Consider the following 23,146-nt stretch of genomic DNA (forward strand, 5'->3'; position numbering starts at 1 on the left):
AGTGATAACATTATTAATATAATAAAAGAAATATATGAAACTGAATAAGATATTTATGCTTGCAGGCATCGCAATGCTGGGCTTTGCAATGAGTTCATGTAGCGACGATGACAATGACTACACTCCTGGTGAGCCAGTTAGTGCCGACTGTCCTGCCGTTTCATTCGTGGCAGAGGAGTCGGGACAGTCTGTTGAGCTCGACCCCGCCGATCCAACTGAGGTAACATTCACTGTTACCCGAGAAAAGGCTGATGCAGCTGCCAGCTACAACCTGAAAGTGCTCAGCAACACCGACGATGTGTTTGTTGTGCCCGCAACTGTTGATTTTGCAGCAGGTGCCAAGGAGGCTAATGTTAAGGCTACATTCAACAATGCAGAGGTTGGCAAGACCTATTCATTTGAGGTTGCCCTTGACGATGAAGTTGTTAATCCTTATAAGTCTTCTACAAGGAAATCATTTACCTTCAAGGCTGTGCGCGTGAAGTGGAACAGTATTGGCACAGGACAGTGGATTGATAACTTCTGGTATGGTTTCTGGGATGAAATAGAAATCCAGCAGAGAGATGACAAGCCGGAATACTATCGTGTGAAGAGTTTATACACCGATGATTTCGTAACATCATCAGGCAGTGCACTTGGTACATACAAGGACTATTTCGTATTTAAGGTATCCAAGGATGGATATGTAACATGGGATGCCCCATTATGCATAAACACTTCATATCAGGATACCGGTATTGACATCCTCGGTCACCTTCCATCAGAACTCAGTCCGAATTTTGCTGCTGATGATGAAAAGAGTGTGGCAACATACGATGATGAGGGAAATATTCAATACTTGACAATCGCCCCGTATTGGTATGTAGGTGGTTTAGGTGGTTTTGGTATTAACAACCTCTACCTCGCATTCCCTGGCTATGATTTAGCTTCAGAGTTGGGATTCTAATAACAATTAGAGTGCCACCAAAATATTATCTTAAGGCAAGAGGGATGGCATTTGTAGCCATTCCTCTTGTTTGTTTCTAATAACCATCATAAATATCATCTGTATTATGAGAAAAGGGATTTTATTACTGTTATCATTCTTCTTGATAGCTTCGGCAGCTTCAGCCAGAACCATCAATGAAAAGAAGGCAAAGAAAATCGCTATTGACTTTCTGACAAGTAAACGACATATCAACACAGACGTGATGATATGCAATCCATACGTATCAACAAGGTCGGTTGTTAGTGAAGCGGGGTATTACATATTCAATTCCACCGACGGCAAGGGATTTGCCATAGTGGCAGCAGAGGACGAATTGCCAGAGATAATAGGTTATTCAGCCACAGGGCACATTGACAGTCAGTCAATGCCTGACGCACTCAAACTTTTTCTTGATTCTTATTCGCAATATGTTGAGGATATCAGAAATGGCATTGCCGTAGCAAGTGATTACTCAGCTACTCGCTCAAGCGATCTTCCTGCCGAAGTAGAACCTATGGTGAAGACACAATGGAACCAGCCAGCCCCCTACAACAAGTATTGTCCCGATGATTGTCCGGCGGGTTGTGTGGCTGTGGCTATGGGTCAAATCATGAACTATCACAAATGGCCTAATGTAGGAACGGGAGCATCATTTACCACATACAATGGCAAAGCCATAAGCGTGGATTTCTCAAAGAGTGAATACAGATGGGACTTGATGAAAAACACCACGAAAGAACTTAAAGAAGACGAGGAAGCAGCTGATGCCGTAGCAAAATTGCTGTTCGACTGTGGAATAAGTCTGAAAATGAATTATTCCAAGAATGGAAGTGGTGCATTTGATAAAAATGTACCTTTGGCATTGTTTAATTTCTTTGGATATAAGCATACCGCATTGGTGTATGACAGTCCTGATTATTATTCGTCTAAGGAGGAATGGTTAGTGAAAATGAAGAAGGAGATAGTAGATGGTCGTCCCATTTATTATAGTGCATCTTCACCCAAAGGAGGTGGCAAGGATGCTGGAGGACATGCATTTGTCATTTCAGGATATGACGAAAAAGACCTGGTGCATGTAAACTGGGGTTGGGGAGGTAAAGACAATGGCTACTACGACATCTTCCGACTTGATCCAGGAGCTTATGCATTCACGGATGGACAGACAGCTATTTATGGTATTGTTCCCAACACCGACGGAATTGATGGCGAATATCTGCCTTTGCCAGCTATAGCCCCCATTGAGACGAACGCAACCGTGTTGGCAAGTAGCGGCACTGGATATGAAAGTTTTAATATCAGTGTAGGAAAGATCTTCAACTTTAATCCCATATCTGCCAAATGGTCATACGGCATTGGATTATATGACAACAATGGCAACTTTATAAAGAAAATACAAACGGGTAATTTCTCTATTACTCTAGAGCCGTATTATTCTCGTCAAAATTTGGCTTTTGTTTGTTCGTTGCCTTCTGATATTCAAGATGGTGAATATATCGTAAAGATGTTTTTTAAATATAATGGTGATTTTGTAGAGCCAAGGGTTGAAGGTGGCAAGATGAATAATTATCTACACTTGGTGGTGGCTGACGGAAAGGCCACGATTGACAAGGAGCCTGTGACATCAGGTATATCCCAAGTGACAGTGGATGATATGTTGAAATCTTCTACGTCATACTTCAATCTCTCCGGCCAACGCCTTTCTTCACCCTCATCACGCAATATTGTCATCCTCAAACAAGGAAACAATGTGCGCAAGATTATGGCTCAATAAAAGTTGTCTCCCTCATTCTATTAATATATAATAAGGTGCAGCCCGATTGCCGAGGCTGCACCTTTTTTCTATCACAATCTTACGATTTTTATTTCAAATACACCAAAACAAGATTATCATATATGACTTTTATACACCAAAACAAGATTATTGGGCGCAAAGATGCTACATGGTATTGTTTTTGATAATAAATAATGTTAATCTCTTGGTATTCCCAAATAAATGCCGTAACTTTGAATTCCATAAAATATGTAACACAAAACATGGAACGACTGAATAATCCTTTCGTCATCTATGGATACAAAGGTGCCGATTACTTCTGCGACAGGCAGAAAGAGACTGAATCCATCACACGTGCTCTGCACAACGAGCGCAACGTTGCTCTTATATCCCCTCGACGTATTGGCAAGACGGGGCTTATTCATCATGCCTTTGCCCAAATAGCCCAAACTCAGCCCGACATTAGATGTTTTTATATGGGGTAGCAAGCAACATATTATGGCAGAGATGTTCACTTCTGCCAAGCGCCCGTTTTATCAAAGTTCGCAGATGCTGTCGCTTTCACCTATTGACAAAAATGTGTATTGTGACTTTGCCAATAGTCTTATGGCAAGAAATAATATGAACTTGAGCGATGATGTGTTCTTCTTTTGCAGGGAAAAGTAAGGGATGTTTTGCTGTTAAGCTGAAAAAATAGAGTAAAAGTTTGGTGATGTGGCTGAAATAAGCTAATTTTGCAGCGATTTAGCAAGTATTGAAATGGTATTGAATTATATTTGGGTGGCGTTCTTCGTCATTGCTTTTGTTATAGCTGTAGTTAAGCTTTTGTTCATGGGGGATTTCGATGTTTTTCCCGCCATGATGGACTCTACGTTCGCCTCTTCTAAGACGGCATTTGAAATATCGCTTGGACTGACAGGCGTATTGTCGTTATGGCTCGGTATAATGAAGATAGGAGAAAAGGGGGGCGTGGTGAATATTCTCGCCAAGATACTGAGTCCTGTATTTGTACGTCTGTTTCCTGACATACCCAAGGGGCATCCTGTCACTGGCTCTATCTTCATGAATATTGCAGCCAATATGCTTGGCCTTGACAATGCAGCTACGCCCTTAGGTCTGAAGGCAATGGAACAATTACAAGACTTGAACAAGAAGAAAGACACGGCATCTAACCCGATGATAATGTTTCTCGTGCTCAACACCAGCGGACTAACGCTCATCCCGGTAAGCATTATGGTATATAGGGCACAGATGGGTGCCGAGCAACCTACCGACATCTTTGTACCTATACTACTTGCCACTTTCTTCTCTACCCTTGCCGGCATTATTGTCACCAGTCTCTATCAACGTATCAATCTCATTAACCGCACTATGTTGCTGACACTTGGCGGAGCTTGCGTGCTGGTGGCTGCGGTGATATGGGGATTCAGTCAGATGGACAAGGACCAGGTTAATATTGTGAGCACTACGGTGGCAAATATGTTGCTGATGCTGATCATCATTGGCTTCATAATGTCTGGCATACGTCATAAGGTGAATGTGTATGATGCATTTATCGAAGGAGCAAAAGACGGATTTCAAACTGCCATTCGCATCATCCCCTATCTGGTGGCAATACTCGTTGGAATCGGCGTTTTTCGAGCTTCAGGAGCTATGGATATGTTAATAGACGGAGTGAAATGGACGGTGGCTGCAGTGGGAGGTGACACTGATTTTGTGGGTGCATTGCCAACGGCGATGATGAAGCCTCTCTCGGGTAGTGGAGCACGAGGAATGATGGTGGATGCCATGACGACATATGGGGCTGACTCTTTCGTAGGTAGATTGAGTTGTGTCTTCCAGGGTTCCACCGACACAACGTTCTATATCCTTGCAGTATATTTCGGCAGTGTAGGCATACGCTACACACGTCATGCTGTTGCCTGCGGACTGCTTGCCGATTTGGCGGGAATAATAGCTGCAATAGCAATATGTTATATGTTTTTCTAACGTTCAGTAAAAATGGGGAATAATATGAATGTCTTGAAACAAGAAAAGCCTGACGGATATAAGTCGCTCTCGGTTTATCAGAAAAGTGAGTGCATATATGATGTAACACACTATTTCGTCAATAATTTCCTGGATCGGGGAAAGGACAGGACTGTAGATCAAATGCTGCAAGCTGCCCGTTCTTGTAAACAAAATATTGTTGAGGGTTATAGTGACGCGGAGGGCTCCACAGAATCGGAACACAAGTTGTCGGTTATAGCAAAAGGCAGTCTTGAGGAGTTGAAAGAAGATTATCGTGATTACCTCCGAAACAACAGTTTGGAAATATGGGGCAAGGACCATCCGAAATACATTGCCGCCCAGCCCTTATGCAGGAAACATAACGACAGTGCATGGTATAGGCGGCAGATAGAAGGTAGAAATGCAGAAGACATCTGCAACATTGCACTGATAATAGTCAATCAGGAATTGGCAATGCTCTATGGATATATAAAATATCTAAATGACAAATTCCTCAAAGAGGGAGGAGTCAAAGAGCAGAGATACAGAATAAGGTCGGAGTGGAGAAAGAGAAATTTAGGGTATTGAAGTAGGTTTTTGTAGGTTGATGTAGGTTGGTGTAGGTTGGTGTAGGTTTTTGTAGGTTAGAGTAGGTTGAAGTAGGTTTTTGTAGAGATTATCTATTTCCTTACAATCCCTACAACCCTTACAATCCTTACAACCCCCTCAACGAAAAAAAAAATATTATGGCAAATTTAAAATCATTATTTAAGGACACGGCAATTTATGGACTTAGCAGTATAGTGGGAAGATTTCTCAACTATCTGCTCGTGCCGCTTTACACGGCAACTCTTTCTGCCGCAGGTGGTGGCTACGGTGTCATCACCAACGTTTATGCCTATACGGCACTCATACTCGTGATTCTGACCTTCGGAATGGAAACGACATTTTTCCGGTTTTCCAATAAGGAAGGGGAAGACCCGCAAAAGGTGTATTCCACCGTCCTGACTGCCGTCGGAATGGTCTCATTGCTCTTCGTGGCCCTCGTCTTTGCCTTTATCGGTCCGCTTTCCGAGGCGATGGGCTATGCTGACCATCCTTCCTATATCTGGGTTATGGCTACAACGGTGGCGATTGATGCTTTTCAGAGCATTCCTTTCGCTTATCTAAGATACAAGAAACGCCCTATAAAATTTGCGGCACTGAAACTGTTGTTCATCGTGTTGAACATCATGCTCAACTTGTTGTTCTTCTTGGTACTCCCGTCCCTCTATGGGTCTTATCCCGATGAAATAGGCAAAATCTATGACCCGACAATAGGTGTAGGCTATGCTTTCTATGTAAATCTTGCTTGCACAGCTTCCATCACTTTCTGCTTCTGGAAGGAGTTGACTGAGTTCAAATACGGGTTCGACGGAAAACTGTTGCGCAGAATGTTGTCATACAGTTGGCCAATACTTGTTTTGGGAATAGCAGGAATACTGAATCAAACCGCTGACAAGATATTGTTCCCCTATATATATAAAGGTGGTAATGCCCACGAGCAACTGGGCATCTATGGTGCAGCCTCGAAGATAGCCATGATAATGGCAATGATAACACAGGCTTTCCGTTATGCCTATGAGCCTTTTGTCTTTGGCAAGGCAAAAGAAAAGGACAACCGCAACACTTACGCCGAGGCGATGAAGTTTTTCGTTGTCTTCACCCTGTTGGCATTCCTCGTTGTCATAGGCTATCTCGACCTGCTGAAACATATAATAGGACAAGGCTATTGGTCTGGCTTGAAAGTCGTTCCTATTGTTATGGCGGCAGAGATAATGATGGGTGTTTATTTCAACCTATCCTTTTGGTATAAGCTCATCGACAAGACCATCTGGGGTGCATGGTTCTCAGGCATCGGGTGTGCCGTACTGATAGTCATAAATGTCATCTTTGTGCCTGAATATGGCTATATCGCCTGTGCTTGGGCTGGATTTGCCGGTTATGCCACTGCAATGCTACTGAGCTATTTCGTCGGTCAAAGGTATTATCCTATTGCCTATCCTTTGACGGATATGGCAAAGTATCTTGTGCTTGCATTAGCGCTCTTTGCCGCTATGACACTGTTGAAGGATTATGTAAGCATCGTCGTGTCGCTGCTCGTCAATACAGCACTTATAGGAGTATTTATGCTCTATATCCTGAAAAAAGAGAAGTTTAGAATTAAAAAATAAATAAAGCTATTATGAAGAAAACCTCTTTTATTTTTGCAGCAATGCTTACCGTCGCCTCGGCGCATGCAGATGAAGGTATGTGGACGCTCTACGACCTGCCCCAGGCCGCATTTGAACAGATGCAGGCAGAAGGTTTCGTATTGCCGTATGCTGACCTTTATCAGTCTGACAATGCCATAAAGAATTGTGTTGTCAACTTCTCGGGTTACTGCTCAGGAGTAGTGGTGTCACCCGACGGACTGGTGTTTACAAATCACCATTGTGGCTTCGAGGCCATACGCTCACATTCTACAGTCGAACATGATTATATGCTCAATGGCTTCTATGCCAAGACTTATGAAGAAGAGCTCCCTAACGAGAACATGTTCGTCAGCTTTATGATAGAACAGAAGGATGTGACAGACTATCTTGATAAGAAAGGTATAAACAAGATTCTTCCTACGCAACAACGCCATTTCCTCGATTCCATCGAGAATGTGATGTCGAAGGAAGTCAAAGAGAAGGACTCAACACTGCGCTTGGAGATAAAGCCGTATTTTGAAGGCAACAAGTATTATGCTACAACATATCGCGATTTCACCGATCTTCGTCTCGTCTTCACCATACCTAAATCTATGGGTAAATTTGGCGGAGAGACTGACAACTGGATGTGGCCTCGGCAGACATGCGACTACTCTGTCTTCCGCATCTATGCAGATCCCAAGACCAATGGTCCCGCCAAATACAGCAAGGATAATGTGCCATATAAAGCAAAGCATTGGGCACCAGTATCGTTGAATGGATACAAAGAAGGCGACTTCGCCATGACCATCGGTTATCCAGGCAGTACAAACCGTTATCTCTCGTCGTATGGAATAAGAGAACGTAGAGATGCGCAGAATGCTCCTCGTGCACAGGTGCGCGGTGTGAAACAAGAAGTGATGCTTCGCCATATGAGAGCCGACGAGGCAGTTCGTATTAAATATGATACAAAATATGCACAAAGCAGTAACTATTGGAAGAACTCTATTGGAATGAATAAATGTATTGATTCCACGGGCCTTATCCAGCAAAAAGCTGACTTTGAAAAGCGTATCAGAAAGTATCAGGACGAGACAGGATTCCTAAAGGGAAAACTTGATTTCGACCTCATGAAAAGCCTTTATGACAAACGACTCGTGTTGATGAGAAACTATATGTTGCTCAGAGAGACCTTTGTACGTTCAAATGAATTGGCAGATAGGGCTCTAAAGGTACATAACGGTATGGAAGTAAAAGGGTCGAAAGAGAAACTGTCAAAACAGTATGTGGAGTTTGAGGATAATAGCGACACTTGGGACGAGGCTCTGGACAAAGAGGTCTATGCCGTGTTGTTAAAGAACTTCAGAGAACAAGCTGATGCCGACTATCTGCCTGAATTCTTTAATACTATCGACAGGTCTTTTGGAGGCGATTACAACAAGTATGTTGAAACTCTATGGAAAAATAGCATGTTGATGAAGAAAGGTGCGAAGATCTTTATTAACAAAAAGAGCTTTATGAAAGATCTCGGCGTAAAGATGGGATTCGACATTACTGAGAAGATCAACGACATGATGGTGGCTTTCCAAGATATCAACGATTCCATCCAACTTCAAGAGCGTTATCTATGCGATGCAAAGGTGCGTATGGAGATGGATCAGCCGCACTATAGTGACGCTAACTTCACCATGCGCTTGAGTTACGGGCAAGTAGGAGGTTACGACCTTGCAGGAAAGCCTTCTGGTTATTATACCACAGCGGAGAGTATAGTTGAAAAAATGAAGAAAAGTGATCAAAACTTTGAGTATTTTGCAGAACCTGTCATGCACGAGTTGATGGGGGCAAAAGATTTCGGAAAGTATGCTGACAAAGAAACTGGAACGATGCAGCTTTGTTTCCTAACAAATAACGATATCACCGGAGGAAACAGCGGATCGCCGATGTTTAATGGAAAAGGCGAACTTATTGGACTCGCTTTCGACGGCAATTGGGACAGTCTCTCAGGAGACATATTCTTTGATAAAAAACTCGCACGTTGCATAGGCGTTGATATTCGTTATGTGCTCTATCTTATGGACAAATGGGGACATGCAGATAGGCTGATAAACGAAATAGGAGCAAGATAAAACATTATTTAGGGTAGTTGTGGAAGAAATATCCATGACTACCCATTTTTTTACTATTACCAAGTATGAACAAACTAACATTGACATTATTATTTATGGCATTTGCTTTGTATGCAAATGCACAGACAACGACTATTGACCTTAGTGGACAATGGATGCTCGGCGAGGATTGCATATACTTGCCCGGGACAACTGATACAAATCGAAAAGGAGAAAGGAACAACCGAAAGGATGAGACGACGCATCTCTCGCGACACTTTACGTGGTTTGGAGAAGCTGTTTATACCAAAAATATCGACATTCCATCAGGATGGAAAGGCAAAAAGATAACTCTCTTCCTTGAACGTACAAAACCTACAACTATTTATATAGATGGTAAGGAGGTAGGAAAATGTGATGATATCTCAGTACCACAGGTGTATGATTTAACAGGGAAAATTAATCCGGGAAGACATGTCCTGTCTATCGCAGTAGATAATGGCAATAGTGTGCCAAAACAACTACTTGGCAGTTCGCATGCTTATACTGAAGATACCCAAACAAACTGGAATGGAATAATCGGGAAAATGTATCTCAAGGCTCATGAATGTCCAGTGACAATAAAAAATGTGAGAACGCATTCACAGGCTAAGGAAAACAGAGTGGATATTGAAGTGACACTCAACGATGCAAGAAAGAAAAAGTATATAGTTGAGACTTTAATAAACGGCAGATTGAATTCTGGTTCGGTTGATCGTAGAATCGCTGATATTAAAAAACGGACTGATAATGTCGATGGAACGACAACATTGCTATACTCGTGCCATCTTGGTGACGACGCGATGAAATGGTCTGAGTTTACTCCGCAGAATGTGTATAAGCTGACGGTGAGGGTCGTGTGTAACGGAAAGAGCGATGAGTGCTCTTCAACATTTGCACTTTGCGATTTTGATGCAAAGGGGAATCATTTTGAAGTAAATGGCCGTAAAACGTTCCTCCGTGGAAAACATGACGCTTGTGTATTCCCGCTTACCGGTCATGTGCCGATGGACCGACAGCAGTGGTATCGCTATTTATCGATATGCAAGCAATATGGCATCAATCATGTCCGATTCCATTCATGGTGCCCGCCTGAGGCATGCTTTGATGTTGCCGATGAATTGGGAATATATCTTCAACCAGAACTTCCTATATGGGGCGGATTTGATGAGAAAGACCAGTGGCTCACCACATATTTGCGCGATGAAGGGCGGAAGATAATTGAGACTTATGGCAATCACCCTTCTTTCGTGATGATGGGATTGGGAAATGAGTTATGGGGTAGCATCGAACTGATGGCCGACTATGTGGAGGATTTCCGCAGGCATGATGATATCGGCAATGGTTGTCGGAGACTATATACATTTGGTTCTAATATGTATCTCGGATATAAGGGAGTGCTCGATGGAATGGACTATTTTACCACTTGCAGAATAGGAGGCGAGGCTTGGGGAAGATATGACACGCATGTTAGAGGATCGTTTTCTTTTGCTGACGCTGCAGATGGAGGACTCATCAATCATGAGTATCCAAACAGCATTACCAATTTTGAGAAAGCCATTGAAGGAAGTAAGGTGCCTATCATAAGTCACGAGACTGGCCAGTTTCAAACCTATCCTGACTATGATGAGATATCTAAATATACTGGAGTACTTTATCCAGATAATATGATTGAGTTTAAAAACCGCCTCGCAAAAGCAGGAATGGCTAATCAGGCTGCCGACTTTCACGAGGCTTCTGGTAAATGGTCGGTGGAATTGTATAAGGCGGATATAGAAATGGACCTTCGTACAAATAATATGGCGGGATTCCAACTGCTCGATATCCAGGACTATCCAGGACAAGGCTCTGCTTACGTAGGCATTCTTGATGCATTTATGGATACAAAGGGTATAGTCCAATCGTCACGCTGGCGTCAGTGGTGTAACGATGTGGTGCCACTTGCCGAATTGCCGCGTTATACCTATAATGATGGCGATACAATTAGATGGAATATACTTATTGCTAATTACTCTGAAAATGACGAACAACTGAAAGGAAAGACGATGAAATGGACTATTTCTTCGTCACAACACCTGATGGCTAAAGGTAATCTAATAGTAGAAAAAGCCGAAGCAGGATTAATGCGTATAAACCAGAATGTGGTGGTGGCTCACCTTTCTGAAACTCATAAAGCAGAAAGACTGACTTTGCGTCTGGAAATCGAGGGGACACCATATGCCAATGAATATCCTATTTGGATTTATCCTTCACCGGGCGTTGCACAAAATAAATATGAAAGGGATATCCTTTTTGTAGATAGCCTCAACGAAAATGTCGTAAGAAAGCTTGAAAATGGATCTAAGGTGTTGCTTATGCCACGGAAAGATATGTTTCGGGAACAAACGGTCGGTGGTCTGACCCAAACAGATTATTGGAACTACAGAATGTTTAAGACCATCAGTGAAAACAACAAAAAACCAGTCTCGCCAGGTACTTTAGGACTGCTCATAAACGATGAGCATCATCCACTTTTTGACAATTTCCCTACACGAAAACATACCGAGTGGCAATGGGCGTCATTAGCACACGAAGCCCGCCCACTGATAATGGATGCCATGCCGGAAGGATATGCACCCCTTGTGCAGGTGATAGACAATGTGGAACGTAATCATCGTCTTGGAATAATTTTCGAATTAGCTGTTGGAAAAGGTAAACTTATGGTGTGCATGTGTGATCTGAAAGCTCAAGACACACCAGAGAGTCGTCAGCTATTGACGTCGATGATGGAATATATGCGAAGTGGACTTTTTAAGCCAAAAGACTCAATTTCAGCAGCAGAGCTTATGATGCTATTTGAGACTAACAAAAGGGAGAAAGAGGTCAAAGAATTGCGAAATATTTCGTATGATTAATGTAAAAAGTTGCAATTGTGTTGCAATTTAATACATTTTCATTAATTTCTTTGCTAAAAGTTTTCTTTTTTCAGATAATTATTATACTTTTGCAGAAAATTGGTATTTGAGAGAATGGAAATAGTAAGCAAACAGACAATAGACATCGACAAAATACTAAATGACAAGATGGGCAAGAAGGCGAAGTATGTACCTCGCCCTCTTGTCACTTGGTTGAAACGTATCATTCATCAAGACGAGGTTAACAGGTATCTTTGGGAAAGCCGACACCTAACGGGTACAGAATGGCTTGAAGAATGTGTACGCTATCTCGATATGACCTTAGAGATAGTTGGCGAGGAGAACTTGCCAGACAAAACTGACGGCCGTCTATATACCTTTGTCAGCAATCATCCATTGGGCGGAGAAGACGGAGTCGCACTCGGGGCCATTATAGGACGCCACTATGATGGGCGTTTCAGATATCTTGTCAACGACTTGCTTATGAATCTTCCAGGATTGGCACCCGTGTGCATACCAATAAATAAGACTGGTAATCAAAGCAGACACTTCCCGGCAATGGTAGAGGCAGGATTCAAAAGTGACAACCATATGCTTATGTTCCCAGCAGGCATCTGCTCAAGAAAACGCGACGGGAATATCAGGGATATAGAATGGAAGAAGACATTCATCACTAAGAGTGTTGAATATCAGCGCGACATAGTTCCTATTCACTTTGGCGGACAGAACTCGGAGTTCTTCTACCGATTGGCAAACTTTTCTGACAAGTATGTGAAGAAGATAAATATCGCAATGCTCTTCCTCGTCGATGAAATGTATAAAAATGCCCATAAGACATTCAGAATAGCCATAGGAAAACCTATTCCATGGCAAACGTTCGACAAGGGCAAAACCCCAGCACAATGGGCCCAATATGTTCAAGACATTGTCTATACTTTATAAACAATAACAGAAAAGCGAACTCAAATTCATATTAAGAAGAAATGGAACATGAAATTATCCAGCCAGTAGCAAAGGAGCTGCTGAAGAGTGAGCTGACGCCAGAACGCCAACTCCGAATGACGAACAAAAGCCATAACGAGATATACATCGTTGATGCACACAATGCACCAAATGTGTTGCGTGAGATTGGCCGCCTGCGTGAAATAGTATTCAGAGAAGCTGGTGGCGGAACTGGAAAGGAACTTGATCTTGACGAGTTTGACACTTGCGAAAACTGTTATAAACAACTCATAGTATGGAATCCTGAAGAAGAGGAAATTATCGGTGGCTATCGTTATCTTCTTGGTTCTGACGTTGATTTTGACAAAGACGGTCAACCTATCCTTGCCACAAGCCATATGTTTCATTTCTCGGATAAGTTTATCAAGGAATATCTCCCATGGACAATAGAACTTGGAAGAAGTTTCGTCTCGTTGGAGTATCAAAACACGAACAAGAATGGTTCGAAGAGCCTTTTTGCCCTCGATAATCTTTGGGATGGACTCGGGGCACTTACCGTTATCCAGCCAGACGTAAAGTATTTCTTCGGAAAGATGACCATGTATCCTTCCTACATCCGTAAGGGACGTGATATGATACTCTATTTCCTGAAAAAGCATTTTGACGACAAAGAAAACCTTATCGTACCGATGAAACCGCTTGTTATTGAGGAAGACCCTCAGGAACTTGAGACTCTGTTCTGTGAGGAATCGTTCAAGGAAGACTATAAGATCCTTAATCGTGAGGTGCGTAAACTCGGTTATAATATTCCTCCCCTTGTAAATGCATACATGGGATTAAGCCCAACGATGAAACTCTTCGGAACAGCTATAAATTATGGCTTTGGCGATGTGGAGGAGACAGGAATACTTATCGCTGTTGACGAGATATTGGAACAGAAACGAGTGCGCCATATCGACTCTTATATCAAGGAACACCCGGAAGCTCTGAAGATAACTAGCGGTGCAAATAAGGTGATATATAAGGAGAACATTAGGTAATGGCATCTCGTTGTGATGCCATAATCCTTTGGAATTCCCAATGCCTTGAATATAAGAACACTATACTATCGGCAGACTGATACCATTGATTTTCTGATATACGTCGAGAGCATATACATCTGTCATTCCGCTAATATAGTCGATGACAGCCATAATGCGGGTTTCAAGATCTGGAGAGTCAATATCGTATTGACTGCTCACACGGCATATCAGTTGTTTAGAATAGTATCGGTCTGGATGTGTCACAGCTTCAATCATCTGTTCCATAAGGGTATTCATTATCTTATAACCGGCAAGCTCAACGTCGAGGACTGGCTTGCTGCGGTATATTTTCTTCCAAGAGATGTCGCTGCAGTGGCGGTATGCTTTTGACATTTTTTCACTGATATGCTCGATTAGTGAGCCTTTCAGCGTACCTTCAAGTATGGCTTTTTCATTGTGGATGAACGCTTGGGCACACTCATGTTCAAGTGTGCCGATAGCACATGCTCGCATATATACTATCTGCTCGTTTTTGTCAGTGATGTCCTCCTCGATGATACGCTTCTCGATATTTATGCGTGTCTCTTCGTCAAAGAAAGAGAGTAGGGCTTCTTTAGTTTCTTCAAAAGACAGTATTTTCAGCTTGTGTGAGTCTTCGATATCCATTATTTCATAACAGATATCATCTGCAGCTTCCACCAAATAGACGAGAGGATGACGTACATATTTCAGCGGTTCGCCATCTTCAGAAACCTTTATTATTCCCATTTCGTCGGCTATCCTTTGGAATAGCTCTTTCTCAGAACAGAAGAAGCCAAACTTCCCCTTATGACCAGCATACGCTGATGAATATGGATATTTGACTATCGAAGCCAACGTAGAATAGGTCATAACAAAACCACCTTCGCGTCTGCCCTTATAGCGGTGTGCCAAAAGCCGGAAAGCATTGGCATTGCCTTCGAAATGAGTTATGTCGTTCCAAAATGCGTCGCTAACCATACCTTTCAGAAAGTGACCAGCTCCCTCGGTAAAGAAGGTCTGTATAGCTTTTTCTCCCGAATGTCCAAACGGTGGGTTGCCCATGTCGTGTGCCAAGCATGCAGTTGCCACTATCTGGCCTATTTCTTCAAATAGAGTGTCTTGCAATTCGGGATGTTTTTGTCTCAATGCCCTTGAGACATCGTTGCCTAACGACATACCAACACTTGCCACCTCAAGACTGTGAGTGAGGCGGTTGTGAACGAAGATGCTGCCTGGCAGAGGAAACACCTGCGTCTTGTTTTGAAGACGACGGAAGGGAGCGGAAAAAATCAGTCTGTCATAGTCGCGTTTGAACTCTGTCCTTTCGTCTTTTCGCTTCGGATGAAAATGCTCTTGTCCGAGCCTTTTATTCGTTATAAGTTGTGTCCAATTCATCATACAAGTGCAAAAGTAGCTTTTTTTTGGCTAAAAAAGCACTTTTTTCCAATAAAAATTCGGTTTTTTGGATTAAAATAACTAAATTTGCGCCATTATATTGATAGACAACGCTGAAAAATGGAAATTAGAGTAATAAACAAGGGACGTCAACCCCTTCCGGAATATGCTACAGCACAAAGTGCAGGGCTTGACTTAAGAGCTAACATCGAAGAGGCAATAGTACTTAATCCGATGGAACGCAAACTTGTCGGGACGGGACTTTTCATGGCATTGCCTCCTGGTTATGAGGCACAGGTGAGACCAAGGAGCGGATTAGCATTGAAGCATGGAATCACGGTATTGAATAGTCCAGGTACCATAGATGCAGACTATAGGGGAGAACTGAAGGTCTTGCTGGTGAATCTCTCCAACGAACCATTTGTCGTCAACGAGGGAGAGCGTATAGCGCAACTCGTGATAGCAAAGCACGAAAAGGCAGAGTTTAAACTTGTGGAAGAGCTTGACGATACCGAACGTGGAGCAGGTGGATATGGACACACAGGAGTTAAATAAGTTATAGACTTATAAAATATAGGAGTGAAGATTTTGGCCTTACGTCTGATAATCATAATAATGATGAGCCTTGTCGGTGCAAAAGTACCGGCACAGGATTCGTCGTCTGTTTACAACCGGCTGTTTCTCGAGGCTGTAGTGGAGCGTCAGAAAGGCAATGATACAGCCGCCTTCGATCTTTTACAGCGTTGTGTACAGATAAATCCCAATGCAGCTGAATCACACTACTATCTTGCTCATTACTATCTGAAACTGAAGAAAAACAAAGAGGCATTAGCTTGTTTTGAGAAAGCTGCACGCCTTGAACCTTCAAACACGACTTACACTGAGACGCTGGCAGAGATGTATGTATCGCTGGCTGACTACAAGAATGCCATTGCTTTGTGGGAGAAAATATTTGAAACTGATGGTTCGCGCGAGGATGTGCTCGAGATGTTGTTCCGCCTTTATCAGATGGATGATAATCTGGACATGGCAATCAACTCATTGACGCGTTTGGAAGTGCTGGAAGACAAAAACGAGGGAATCTCGTTCGCAAAAAGTGAAATATTGACACGGCTGGGAAAGAAGGAAGAGGCGATAGACGAAATCCGCAAACTTGCCGAACACTATCCGTCAGACCTCAATTACAAGGGACTATATGCCGATATACTGATGCAGAATGACTATGATAATGAGGCTTTGAAGGTTTACAATGAAATACTTGACGAGGAACCGGACAACAATAGGGCCCAGATGTCTATACGTTCGTATTTTTTGAAGACAGGTGATACTGCAAAAGCGGATAGCATGACAATGAAGATCCTGCTTAATAAGAACACAACTGGAGAAGGACGTGAATATCTCCTCCGACAGCTTATTTCGGAAGAGGGCAACGATGGCGTCGATAGCATAAAGGTACTGTCGTGTTTCGAAACGATTCAGCGTTCAGATTGTCGTAGCGCAGATATAGGGCTACTGCAGGCTGCCTATATGAGAATGAAGAATATGCCATCTGACAGCGTAGAACGGGTGCTGAGACAAGTGATGACCTTTGCTCCGGATAACGCTCCTGCCAGTCTGCAGCTGATTTATCTGGAATACGAGAGAGGAAACTTTGAGCAAGTGCTGAAACTGGCAGCTACATCAAGCCAGTATAATCCGGAAGAGATGGCATTCTACTATTTTGAAGGTATGTCGCTATATCAGCAAGATGATAAGGACGGTGCACTAAATGCCTTTAGAAAAGGAGTGTCGGTAATCAACGATAGGAGCAATCCTGATATAGTTTCCGACTTTTACTCTGTCCTCGGCGACCTGTATTTCCAAAAAGGGATGCGCAGTGAGGCCTATGCTGCCTATGACTCCTGCTTGCAGTGGAAACCAGACAATTATGGATGTCTGAACAATTATGCTTATTATCTCAGTGAGATGGGAGAGCAGTTGGAAAAGGCTGAGCAGATGAGTTTCAAAACAGTGAAAAATGACCCGAAGAATGCCACTTGTCTCGATACTTATGCATGGGTGCTTTTTAAACTTGAACGCTATGCAGAGGCAAAAGTGTATATTGAACAGGCATTACAGAACGAAGAAGATACAGTAAGCCACGTGCTATATGAACATGCTGGGGATATCTGTGCGATGGGAGGATTTACGGAGAAAGCAATTGAGTATTGGAAGATAGCTCTCCAGCGCGACCCACAAAATAAAGCTATTCAAAGAAAATTAAAACATAAAAAATATATAAGGCAATGAAGATTAATAGTATTCTTAAGGTGGCTATAGTAGCCATCCCGTTTGCATTTACTTCATGTAAATCAACCAAAAACATCGAAACAGCTCCAAAGCCAATGACTCAGGAGATGTTGAATTCACAGGCTTTAGTAAAGCGAGTGAAAGACAATTCGCAGGAGACGAAGTTCATCACTTCGAAGTTGAAATTCCGTGTGCAGATAGGCAGTCAGGATATTTCATTGACTGGCAATCTAAAAATGAAACGTGACGACGTGATTCGCCTGCAGCTCATGGCTTTTGGCTTTGTTGAGGCGGCACGCCTGGAGTTTACGAAGGACTATGTCCTTGTTATGGATAGAATAAATAAACAGTATCTGCGAGCCCCATACGAACAGATAGAGTTCCTGCGAAATAGTGGATTGAATTTCTACTCACTTCAGGCGCTGTTTTGGAATGAGTTGTTCCAGCCAGGTCAGAATGAGCTGACCGACGAGTTGCTGTCGTCGTTCGAGACCGTGACAAATGGTGACGATGTAATCATCTCCCTCGCTAAAGAGAATATGACATACAAGTGGCTTGCCAACCAAAGCGACGGTCGCCTGCGCATGGCAAATATCTTGTACAAGCACCGAATCCATGGCACCAGTCAGCTGAATTGGGATTATGCAGCATTCAAGCCAATGAGCCAAAAGCAGTTCCCTACAGAAAGCAAGATAGTGTTTACGACGGGAAACAAAGAGGTAAAGATTGATATGAATCTCAACTATCTCGGGAGCGATCCTGAGTGGGAGACGAGAACATCTATATCGAATAAATATAAGGAAGTGACCCTTGACGATATTCTGCGTCGATTCATGGCTTTATAATACTGAAGACTGACGAAAAATAGATAATGAGAAGCATTCACATATTCTTCCTGTTGGTTGTGCTCGCACTGGGCGTGCAGGCACAGACCAACAGGAAGACTTCTACGAGGAAGGCAAAAACGACGGTAACAAAGAAAAGCACAAAAAAAAATAGCACAAAGAAAAAAGCGAAGGGAACAACAAGAAAAGATGTTTCCACACCGTCAATCAGTGGACTGAAAAATGAGCGTGAGCAACTTAAGAAGCAGATTGCTGTGCAGCAGAAAAAGTTGCGCAACAATGAACGCGACGTTAAACAGCGCCTTCAAAACCTTATGGTCATCAATACAGAGATTGCTGACAAACGTAAGTCTATCGACACTATCCGTCGCGATATAAATGTGCTCGATGGTAATATCGGTGTGCTCAATGACCAACTCGTGGAATTGCGGAAAGAACTTGACGACCGCAAGGAGAAATATGTGAAGTCGATGCACTATATGCATCGCAACCGCTCTATTCAGAATCAGTTGATGTTTATCTTCTCTGCAAAGAACTTCACGCAGATGTACCGACGTATGCGTTTCATGCGTGAATACGCCTCTTATCAGAAAGTGCAGGGAGAAATGGTGAAAACGAAACAGAAAGAGCTGGAAACCAGACAACAGGAACTGACATCTGCGAAAAAACAGAAACACACCTTATTATATAAAGGAGAGCAGGAGAAGCGCACATTAGAGTCGAAGCAGAAGGAACAACAGAATGTGGTAAGCTCATTGCAAAAGCAGCAGAAGACAATAAAGTCTATTATCGACAAGCAGATGCAACGTGACAAGGCCATAAATGCTGAGATTGACCGGCTCGTGGCAATAGAAGTAGAAAAAGCAAGGCAACGTGCTATTGCCGAAGCTAAACGAAAAGCTGAAGCCGCACGCAAAGCCGCCGAGGCTGAGGCGAAACGTAAAGCCGAGGAATTGGCAAGAAAGAAAGCTGCTGCAGAAGCTGCTGCCCGTGAGAATGCTAGACGCATAGCCCTCGCAAAGGAACGAGAGGCACGACTTGCTCGTGAGGCAGAGTTAGCCCGTAAGAAGAGTGCGGAGGAGGAGGCTTTGGCTAAGGCCGCCGCTGCCGAGGCAAGAAGGGTAAGGGAGGAAACAGAGCGTCGTGCTGCCATAGAGGCGAAGGAACGTGAGCGTGAGGTAGCTGAGGCAAAGAAAGCCAAAGAAGAAGCTCCCAAGATAACCCTCGACTCAGAAGATCGTCGTATTACTGGTAGTTTTGAGAGTAATCGTGGGCGCTTGCCTATGCCGATATCTGGCTCTTACCGTATCGTCAGCCATTTCGGACAATATAATGTGGAAGGCCTGAAGAATGTGACTCTCGACAACAAGGGAATAAATATTCTTGGCAGTTCTGGGGCTGCAGTACGCAGTATTTATGACGGTGAAGTGAGCGCGGTGTTCAGCTTCGGCGGCACCACTGGCGTTATGGTACGCCATGGAAGTTACATATCTGTCTATTGCAATCTCGGTTCGGTAAGTGTGAGGAAAGGACAAAAGGTGTCTGCACGGCAGACTCTCGGTACCGTGGGGCGTGATAATATCTTGCAGTTCCAATTGCGTCGTGAACGCTCAAAGCTTAATCCTGAGAGTTGGCTTGGCAGATAATAGACAAATAAGTTTCTATGGCTTTTTCTATTTCGCTATAGCATATGTATTCGTCTGCGGTATGCGAACGGGCAGATTCTCCCGGCCCCAATTTCATTGATGGCCAAGGCATTAGAGCTTGGTCGCTGAGGGTGGGGGAACCAAAGGGCTTCATCCCGAGTTCCAAACATCTTTTTACAAGAGGATGGTCTTCAGGAATGGAAGAAGACGAAAGTCTGAATGAGCGTGCTTTGATCTTGCTCTTAAGCTTTTTCTGCAAAAAGTTGAATACTAATTCATTTTTGTAGTATTCGTTGGTGCGAATGTCGATGGTGAAATCACAAGTGTCAGGTATCACGTTATGCTGTGTCCCCGCGTTTGCTATTGTCACAGTCATTTTCGTGGGACCAAGAAGCTGACTGACTTTCTTGAATTTGTGCTGACGGATGAAGTTAATGTCGTCAATAGCTTCGTATAAAGCATTGACGCCCTCTTCGCGTGCTGCATGGCCCGATTTGCCGTGTGCTTTGCAGTCAACCACCATAAGTCCCTTTTCTGCTATTGCCGGTTGCAATCCCGTAGGTTCTCCGACAATGGCTACGTCAATCTCTGGCAACATCTGCAGTACGCTGCTGATGCCGTTTTTCCCAGAAATCTCCTCTTCTGCCGATGCCAGGAACACCAGATTATATGCTAGATCCTCGTCTTTAAGCAGCCTGAAAGTTTGAATTAGTGAGACTAATCCACCACCGCAGTCATTGCTGCCTAATCCATATAGTCTGTCGCCTTCTTCTGTCGGAGTGTAAGGGTCGCGGCTCCATTTTGACGTCGGCTTTACGGTGTCGATATGCGCATTTAACAATAGGGTGGGTTTGTTTCGGTCAATGACATTTGTCATTGTCCACACGTTGTTTCCCCATCGCCATGTGTCCATTCCGTTGCTTTGTATGAACTGTTCAATGATATCAGCAGCCTCCTTTTCTTCTCGGCTGATGGAGGGAGTCGCAATAAGGTGTTTTAGCAGTCCGATACCTTCTTTGGCCATCTTCTTGATGACAGAATGCTCAATATATGTCATAATATTTTAGTGTATTTATGTTTTTGACGCTGCAAAAATAGGAAAAAATATGGAGAAAAAGTATTTTTTGACTATTTTTCTTTGCGTTTTCCCATATTTAATGTACTTTTGCAGAAAGATAAAAATAAAAAGGCATGCAGACAAACAGTCATCTTTCGGTCTTGGTACACGACCAAGCCAAAAACTACGGTAACAGGGAAGCTCTGATTTATCAGGATTTCGGCAACGAAGAGTGGAAGAGTCTCTCGTGGAATGATTTTTCTACCAAAGTGAAAACCGTGTCCAATGCTTTGCTCAATATGGGAGTTAAAGTGCAAGAGAATATTGGAGTGTTTTCCCAGAATTGTCCACAATATCTCTTTTGTGACTACGGCGCATGGGGAGTACGGGCAGTGACCATCCCTTTTTACGCCACAAGCAGTGAGCAGCAGATCCAATATATTGTCAACGACGCGAAGATACGTTTTCTCTTCGTCGGTGAGCAAGAACAATACGACAAGGCAAAGCGTGTGATGTCTCTCTGTCCCACATTGGAGCGCATTGTGGTTTTTGATGCCTCTGTCGCTCTTAATCGCAGTGATGCAAATGCCATTTACTTCGATGATTTTCTGAAGCTTGGCGAGGGATTCCCACGTCAGACGGAAGTTGCAAAACTATCGTCAGAAGCTACATTTGAAGACCTTGCAAATATCTTATATACCAGTGGGACGACAGGCGATAGCAAGGGAGTGATGCTTACCTATGGACAGTATCATGCCGCCTTGGCAGCAAACGCGAAATGCGTGAATGTCCGTGAAGAAGACCGCGTGCTCGATTTCCTTCCTTTTGCCCATATCTTTGAGAAGGCATGGGCCATATTGTCGGTTTCTGTCGGAGCAAGACTCATCATCAACAATGATCCTAAACGCGTGCAACAATCGATGCGTGAGACCAATCCTACTTGCATGTCGGCAGTGCCACGCTTTTGGGAAAAGGTTTATGCCGGTGTGATGGAGAAAATTGAGAATTCGAGCACTGTGTCCCAACGGATATTCAATTATGCTCTGTCTGTTGGTAGAAAACATAATATTGATTATCTGAGTCGTGGCAAGCGTCCGCCGATGAGCCTTAGCATAAAGTATAATACAATAAATAAGACCCTTTTCGCCAAGATACGCAAGGAACTTGGTCTCGTCAACCCCAACATCTTCCCCACCGCAGGAGCAGCAATATCTCCTCATATAGAAGAATTTGTACATTCCGTGGGAATAAACATGATAGCCGGCTATGGACTTACAGAAAGTCTTGCCACTGTGACATGTGACCACCATGGCGAACCTTATACTGTGGGCTCGGTAGGAAGGCTTGTTGACGGTCTTGAGATGAAGATAAGTGAAGAGGGCGAAGTGTTGCTTAAAGGTCCAACGATTTTTAAGGGATATTACAACAGAAAGGATGTGACGGAAGAGTCATTCACCCCCGATGGGTTCTTCAAAACAGGTGATGCAGGCTATATCAAGAATGGGGAACTTTTCCTTACGGAACGCATAAAAGACTTGTTTAAGACATCCAATGGAAAATACATAGCTCCACAGATGGTAGAGTCACGACTGATGGTCGATAAGTATATAGACCAGATAGCGATTATCGCCGACGAGCGTAAGTTCGTGTCAGCTCTTATCGTCCCAGAATACCGCCTGCTTGAGGCTTATGCCCAGTCGAGGGGAAAGATTAACCTTTCGACAGAGGAATTGTGTGCGGATGCAGACGTGAACGCAATGCTGAAGGAACGTATAGACACGCTGCAGCAGCAGTTTGCTTATTACGAGCAAGTTAAGCGTTTCACCATCCTGCCCGCTCCATTCACGATGGAAAGTGGAGAACTTACCAATACCCTTAAATTACGACGCCGTGTGGTAAACGAACGTTATAAGGCAATAATAGACAAGATGTACGAAGAATAATAAGCAAG

Annotated in this window: 18 protein-coding genes; 16 read left to right on the forward strand and 2 right to left on the reverse strand. The window is 43.4% G+C overall.

Annotated features, from left to right (window positions below):
* Window positions 1-34: 34 nt before the first annotated feature.
* The 11 genes from CIK99_RS04630 (at window position 35) to CIK99_RS04675 (ending at window position 13,960) form a co-directional block, all read left to right on the forward strand.
* On the forward strand, window positions 35-946 hold the full coding sequence (locus CIK99_RS04630) for a hypothetical protein (protein WP_094380254.1): 912 nt from the start codon (window positions 35-37) through the stop codon (window positions 944-946).
* 106 nt (window positions 947-1,052) lie between these two features.
* Window positions 1,053-2,738, forward strand: coding sequence for a C10 family peptidase (locus CIK99_RS04635; RefSeq protein WP_094380256.1), 1,686 nt, complete (start codon window positions 1,053-1,055; stop codon window positions 2,736-2,738).
* Window positions 2,739-3,001: 263 nt separating this feature from the next.
* A complete protein-coding gene (locus CIK99_RS04640; protein ID WP_094380259.1) occupies window positions 3,002-3,223 on the forward strand; it encodes a hypothetical protein in 222 nt (73 codons plus the stop codon).
* 13 nt (window positions 3,224-3,236) lie between these two features.
* Entirely contained in the window at window positions 3,237-3,404 is a 168-nt protein-coding gene (locus tag CIK99_RS15205; protein ID WP_158215902.1) for a hypothetical protein, read from the forward strand.
* Between the two features lie 93 nt (window positions 3,405-3,497).
* Window positions 3,498-4,727, forward strand: coding sequence for a nucleoside recognition domain-containing protein (locus tag CIK99_RS04645; protein ID WP_094380261.1), 1,230 nt, complete (start codon window positions 3,498-3,500; stop codon window positions 4,725-4,727).
* A gap of 33 nt (window positions 4,728-4,760) precedes the next feature.
* Window positions 4,761-5,315 carry a four helix bundle suffix domain-containing protein gene (locus CIK99_RS04650; protein WP_254047726.1) on the forward strand — a complete coding sequence of 185 codons (555 nt, stop codon included), beginning with the start codon at window positions 4,761-4,763 and terminating at the stop codon, window positions 5,313-5,315.
* Window positions 5,316-5,473: 158 nt separating this feature from the next.
* Window positions 5,474-6,940, forward strand: a complete 1,467-nt coding sequence (locus tag CIK99_RS04655; protein ID WP_094380263.1) for a lipopolysaccharide biosynthesis protein — start codon at window positions 5,474-5,476, stop codon at window positions 6,938-6,940.
* Between the two features lie 11 nt (window positions 6,941-6,951).
* A complete protein-coding gene (locus tag CIK99_RS04660; RefSeq protein WP_094380265.1) occupies window positions 6,952-9,066 on the forward strand; it encodes a S46 family peptidase in 2,115 nt (704 codons plus the stop codon).
* 65 nt (window positions 9,067-9,131) lie between these two features.
* Entirely contained in the window at window positions 9,132-11,978 is a 2,847-nt protein-coding gene (locus tag CIK99_RS04665) for a sugar-binding domain-containing protein (RefSeq protein ID WP_094380267.1), read from the forward strand.
* Window positions 11,979-12,092: 114 nt separating this feature from the next.
* Window positions 12,093-12,920, forward strand: a complete 828-nt coding sequence (locus tag CIK99_RS04670) for a glycerol acyltransferase (protein ID WP_094380268.1) — start codon at window positions 12,093-12,095, stop codon at window positions 12,918-12,920.
* A gap of 41 nt (window positions 12,921-12,961) precedes the next feature.
* The gene (locus tag CIK99_RS04675) at window positions 12,962-13,960 is read left to right on the forward strand and encodes a GNAT family N-acetyltransferase (RefSeq protein ID WP_094380270.1); all 999 of its coding nucleotides are present in this window, start codon (window positions 12,962-12,964) and stop codon (window positions 13,958-13,960) included.
* Between the two features lie 60 nt (window positions 13,961-14,020).
* Here CIK99_RS04675 and dgt read toward each other — a convergent pair whose 3' ends face one another.
* The gene (gene dgt, locus CIK99_RS04680; protein WP_094380526.1) at window positions 14,021-15,358 is read right to left on the reverse strand and encodes a dGTP triphosphohydrolase; all 1,338 of its coding nucleotides are present in this window, start codon (window positions 15,356-15,358) and stop codon (window positions 14,021-14,023) included.
* Window positions 15,359-15,478: 120 nt separating this feature from the next.
* Between dgt and dut the strand changes: the two genes are divergently transcribed.
* The 4 genes from dut to CIK99_RS04700 are packed head-to-tail and all read left to right on the forward strand — an operon-like array spanning window position 15,479 to window position 20,138.
* A complete protein-coding gene (dut, locus tag CIK99_RS04685; protein ID WP_094380272.1) occupies window positions 15,479-15,913 on the forward strand; it encodes a dUTP diphosphatase in 435 nt (144 codons plus the stop codon).
* A 24-nt stretch (window positions 15,914-15,937) separates the two neighbouring features.
* On the forward strand, window positions 15,938-17,647 hold the full coding sequence (locus tag CIK99_RS04690; protein ID WP_144007903.1) for a tetratricopeptide repeat protein: 1,710 nt from the start codon (window positions 15,938-15,940) through the stop codon (window positions 17,645-17,647).
* Complete coding sequence (locus CIK99_RS04695; RefSeq protein WP_094380276.1) at window positions 17,644-18,492, forward strand: DUF4292 domain-containing protein; 849 nt, start codon at window positions 17,644-17,646, stop codon at window positions 18,490-18,492. Before CIK99_RS04690 ends, CIK99_RS04695 begins: the two co-directional genes overlap by 4 nt.
* A 26-nt stretch (window positions 18,493-18,518) precedes the next feature.
* Window positions 18,519-20,138 carry a murein hydrolase activator EnvC gene (locus tag CIK99_RS04700; RefSeq protein WP_094380278.1) on the forward strand — a complete coding sequence of 540 codons (1,620 nt, stop codon included), beginning with the start codon at window positions 18,519-18,521 and terminating at the stop codon, window positions 20,136-20,138.
* Here the strand turns inward: CIK99_RS04700 and CIK99_RS04705 are convergent.
* A complete protein-coding gene (locus CIK99_RS04705; RefSeq protein ID WP_094380280.1) occupies window positions 20,110-21,195 on the reverse strand; it encodes a M20 family metallo-hydrolase in 1,086 nt (361 codons plus the stop codon). The two genes, CIK99_RS04700 and CIK99_RS04705, sit on opposite strands and share 29 nt — an antisense overlap.
* Window positions 21,196-21,329: 134 nt before the next feature.
* On the opposite strand from CIK99_RS04705, the gene CIK99_RS04710 reads away from it, so the two are divergent.
* The gene (locus tag CIK99_RS04710) at window positions 21,330-23,138 is read left to right on the forward strand and encodes a long-chain fatty acid--CoA ligase (protein ID WP_094380282.1); all 1,809 of its coding nucleotides are present in this window, start codon (window positions 21,330-21,332) and stop codon (window positions 23,136-23,138) included.
* Window positions 23,139-23,146 lie beyond the last annotated feature (8 nt).

It is taken from the genome of Prevotella sp. P5-92, from assembly GCF_002251245.1.
GTDB lineage: Bacteria > Bacteroidota > Bacteroidia > Bacteroidales > Bacteroidaceae > Prevotella.

Bases quoted from the DNA above. Each gene is read 5' to 3' on its own strand.
- CIK99_RS04710 (WP_094380282.1), top strand. From the start codon at position 21,330: ATGCAGACAAACAGTCATCTTTCGGTCTTGGTACACGACCAAGCCAAA.
- CIK99_RS04640 (WP_094380259.1), top strand. From the start codon at position 3,002: ATGGAACGACTGAATAATCCTTTCGTCATCTATGGATACAAAGGTGCC.
- CIK99_RS04695 (WP_094380276.1), top strand. From the start codon at position 17,644: ATGAAGATTAATAGTATTCTTAAGGTGGCTATAGTAGCCATCCCGTTT.
- CIK99_RS04660 (WP_094380265.1), top strand. From the start codon at position 6,952: ATGAAGAAAACCTCTTTTATTTTTGCAGCAATGCTTACCGTCGCCTCG.
- CIK99_RS04705 (WP_094380280.1), bottom strand. From the start codon at position 21,195: ATGACATATATTGAGCATTCTGTCATCAAGAAGATGGCCAAAGAAGGT.
- CIK99_RS04630 (WP_094380254.1), top strand. From the start codon at position 35: ATGAAACTGAATAAGATATTTATGCTTGCAGGCATCGCAATGCTGGGC.
- CIK99_RS04670 (WP_094380268.1), top strand. From the start codon at position 12,093: ATGGAAATAGTAAGCAAACAGACAATAGACATCGACAAAATACTAAAT.
- dut (WP_094380272.1), top strand. From the start codon at position 15,479: ATGGAAATTAGAGTAATAAACAAGGGACGTCAACCCCTTCCGGAATAT.
- CIK99_RS04675 (WP_094380270.1), top strand. From the start codon at position 12,962: ATGGAACATGAAATTATCCAGCCAGTAGCAAAGGAGCTGCTGAAGAGT.
- CIK99_RS04700 (WP_094380278.1), top strand. From the start codon at position 18,519: ATGAGAAGCATTCACATATTCTTCCTGTTGGTTGTGCTCGCACTGGGC.
- CIK99_RS04645 (WP_094380261.1), top strand. From the start codon at position 3,498: ATGGTATTGAATTATATTTGGGTGGCGTTCTTCGTCATTGCTTTTGTT.
- CIK99_RS15205 (WP_158215902.1), top strand. From the start codon at position 3,237: ATGGCAGAGATGTTCACTTCTGCCAAGCGCCCGTTTTATCAAAGTTCG.
- CIK99_RS04635 (WP_094380256.1), top strand. From the start codon at position 1,053: ATGAGAAAAGGGATTTTATTACTGTTATCATTCTTCTTGATAGCTTCG.
- dgt (WP_094380526.1), bottom strand. From the start codon at position 15,358: ATGAATTGGACACAACTTATAACGAATAAAAGGCTCGGACAAGAGCAT.
- CIK99_RS04655 (WP_094380263.1), top strand. From the start codon at position 5,474: ATGGCAAATTTAAAATCATTATTTAAGGACACGGCAATTTATGGACTT.
- CIK99_RS04665 (WP_094380267.1), top strand. From the start codon at position 9,132: ATGAACAAACTAACATTGACATTATTATTTATGGCATTTGCTTTGTAT.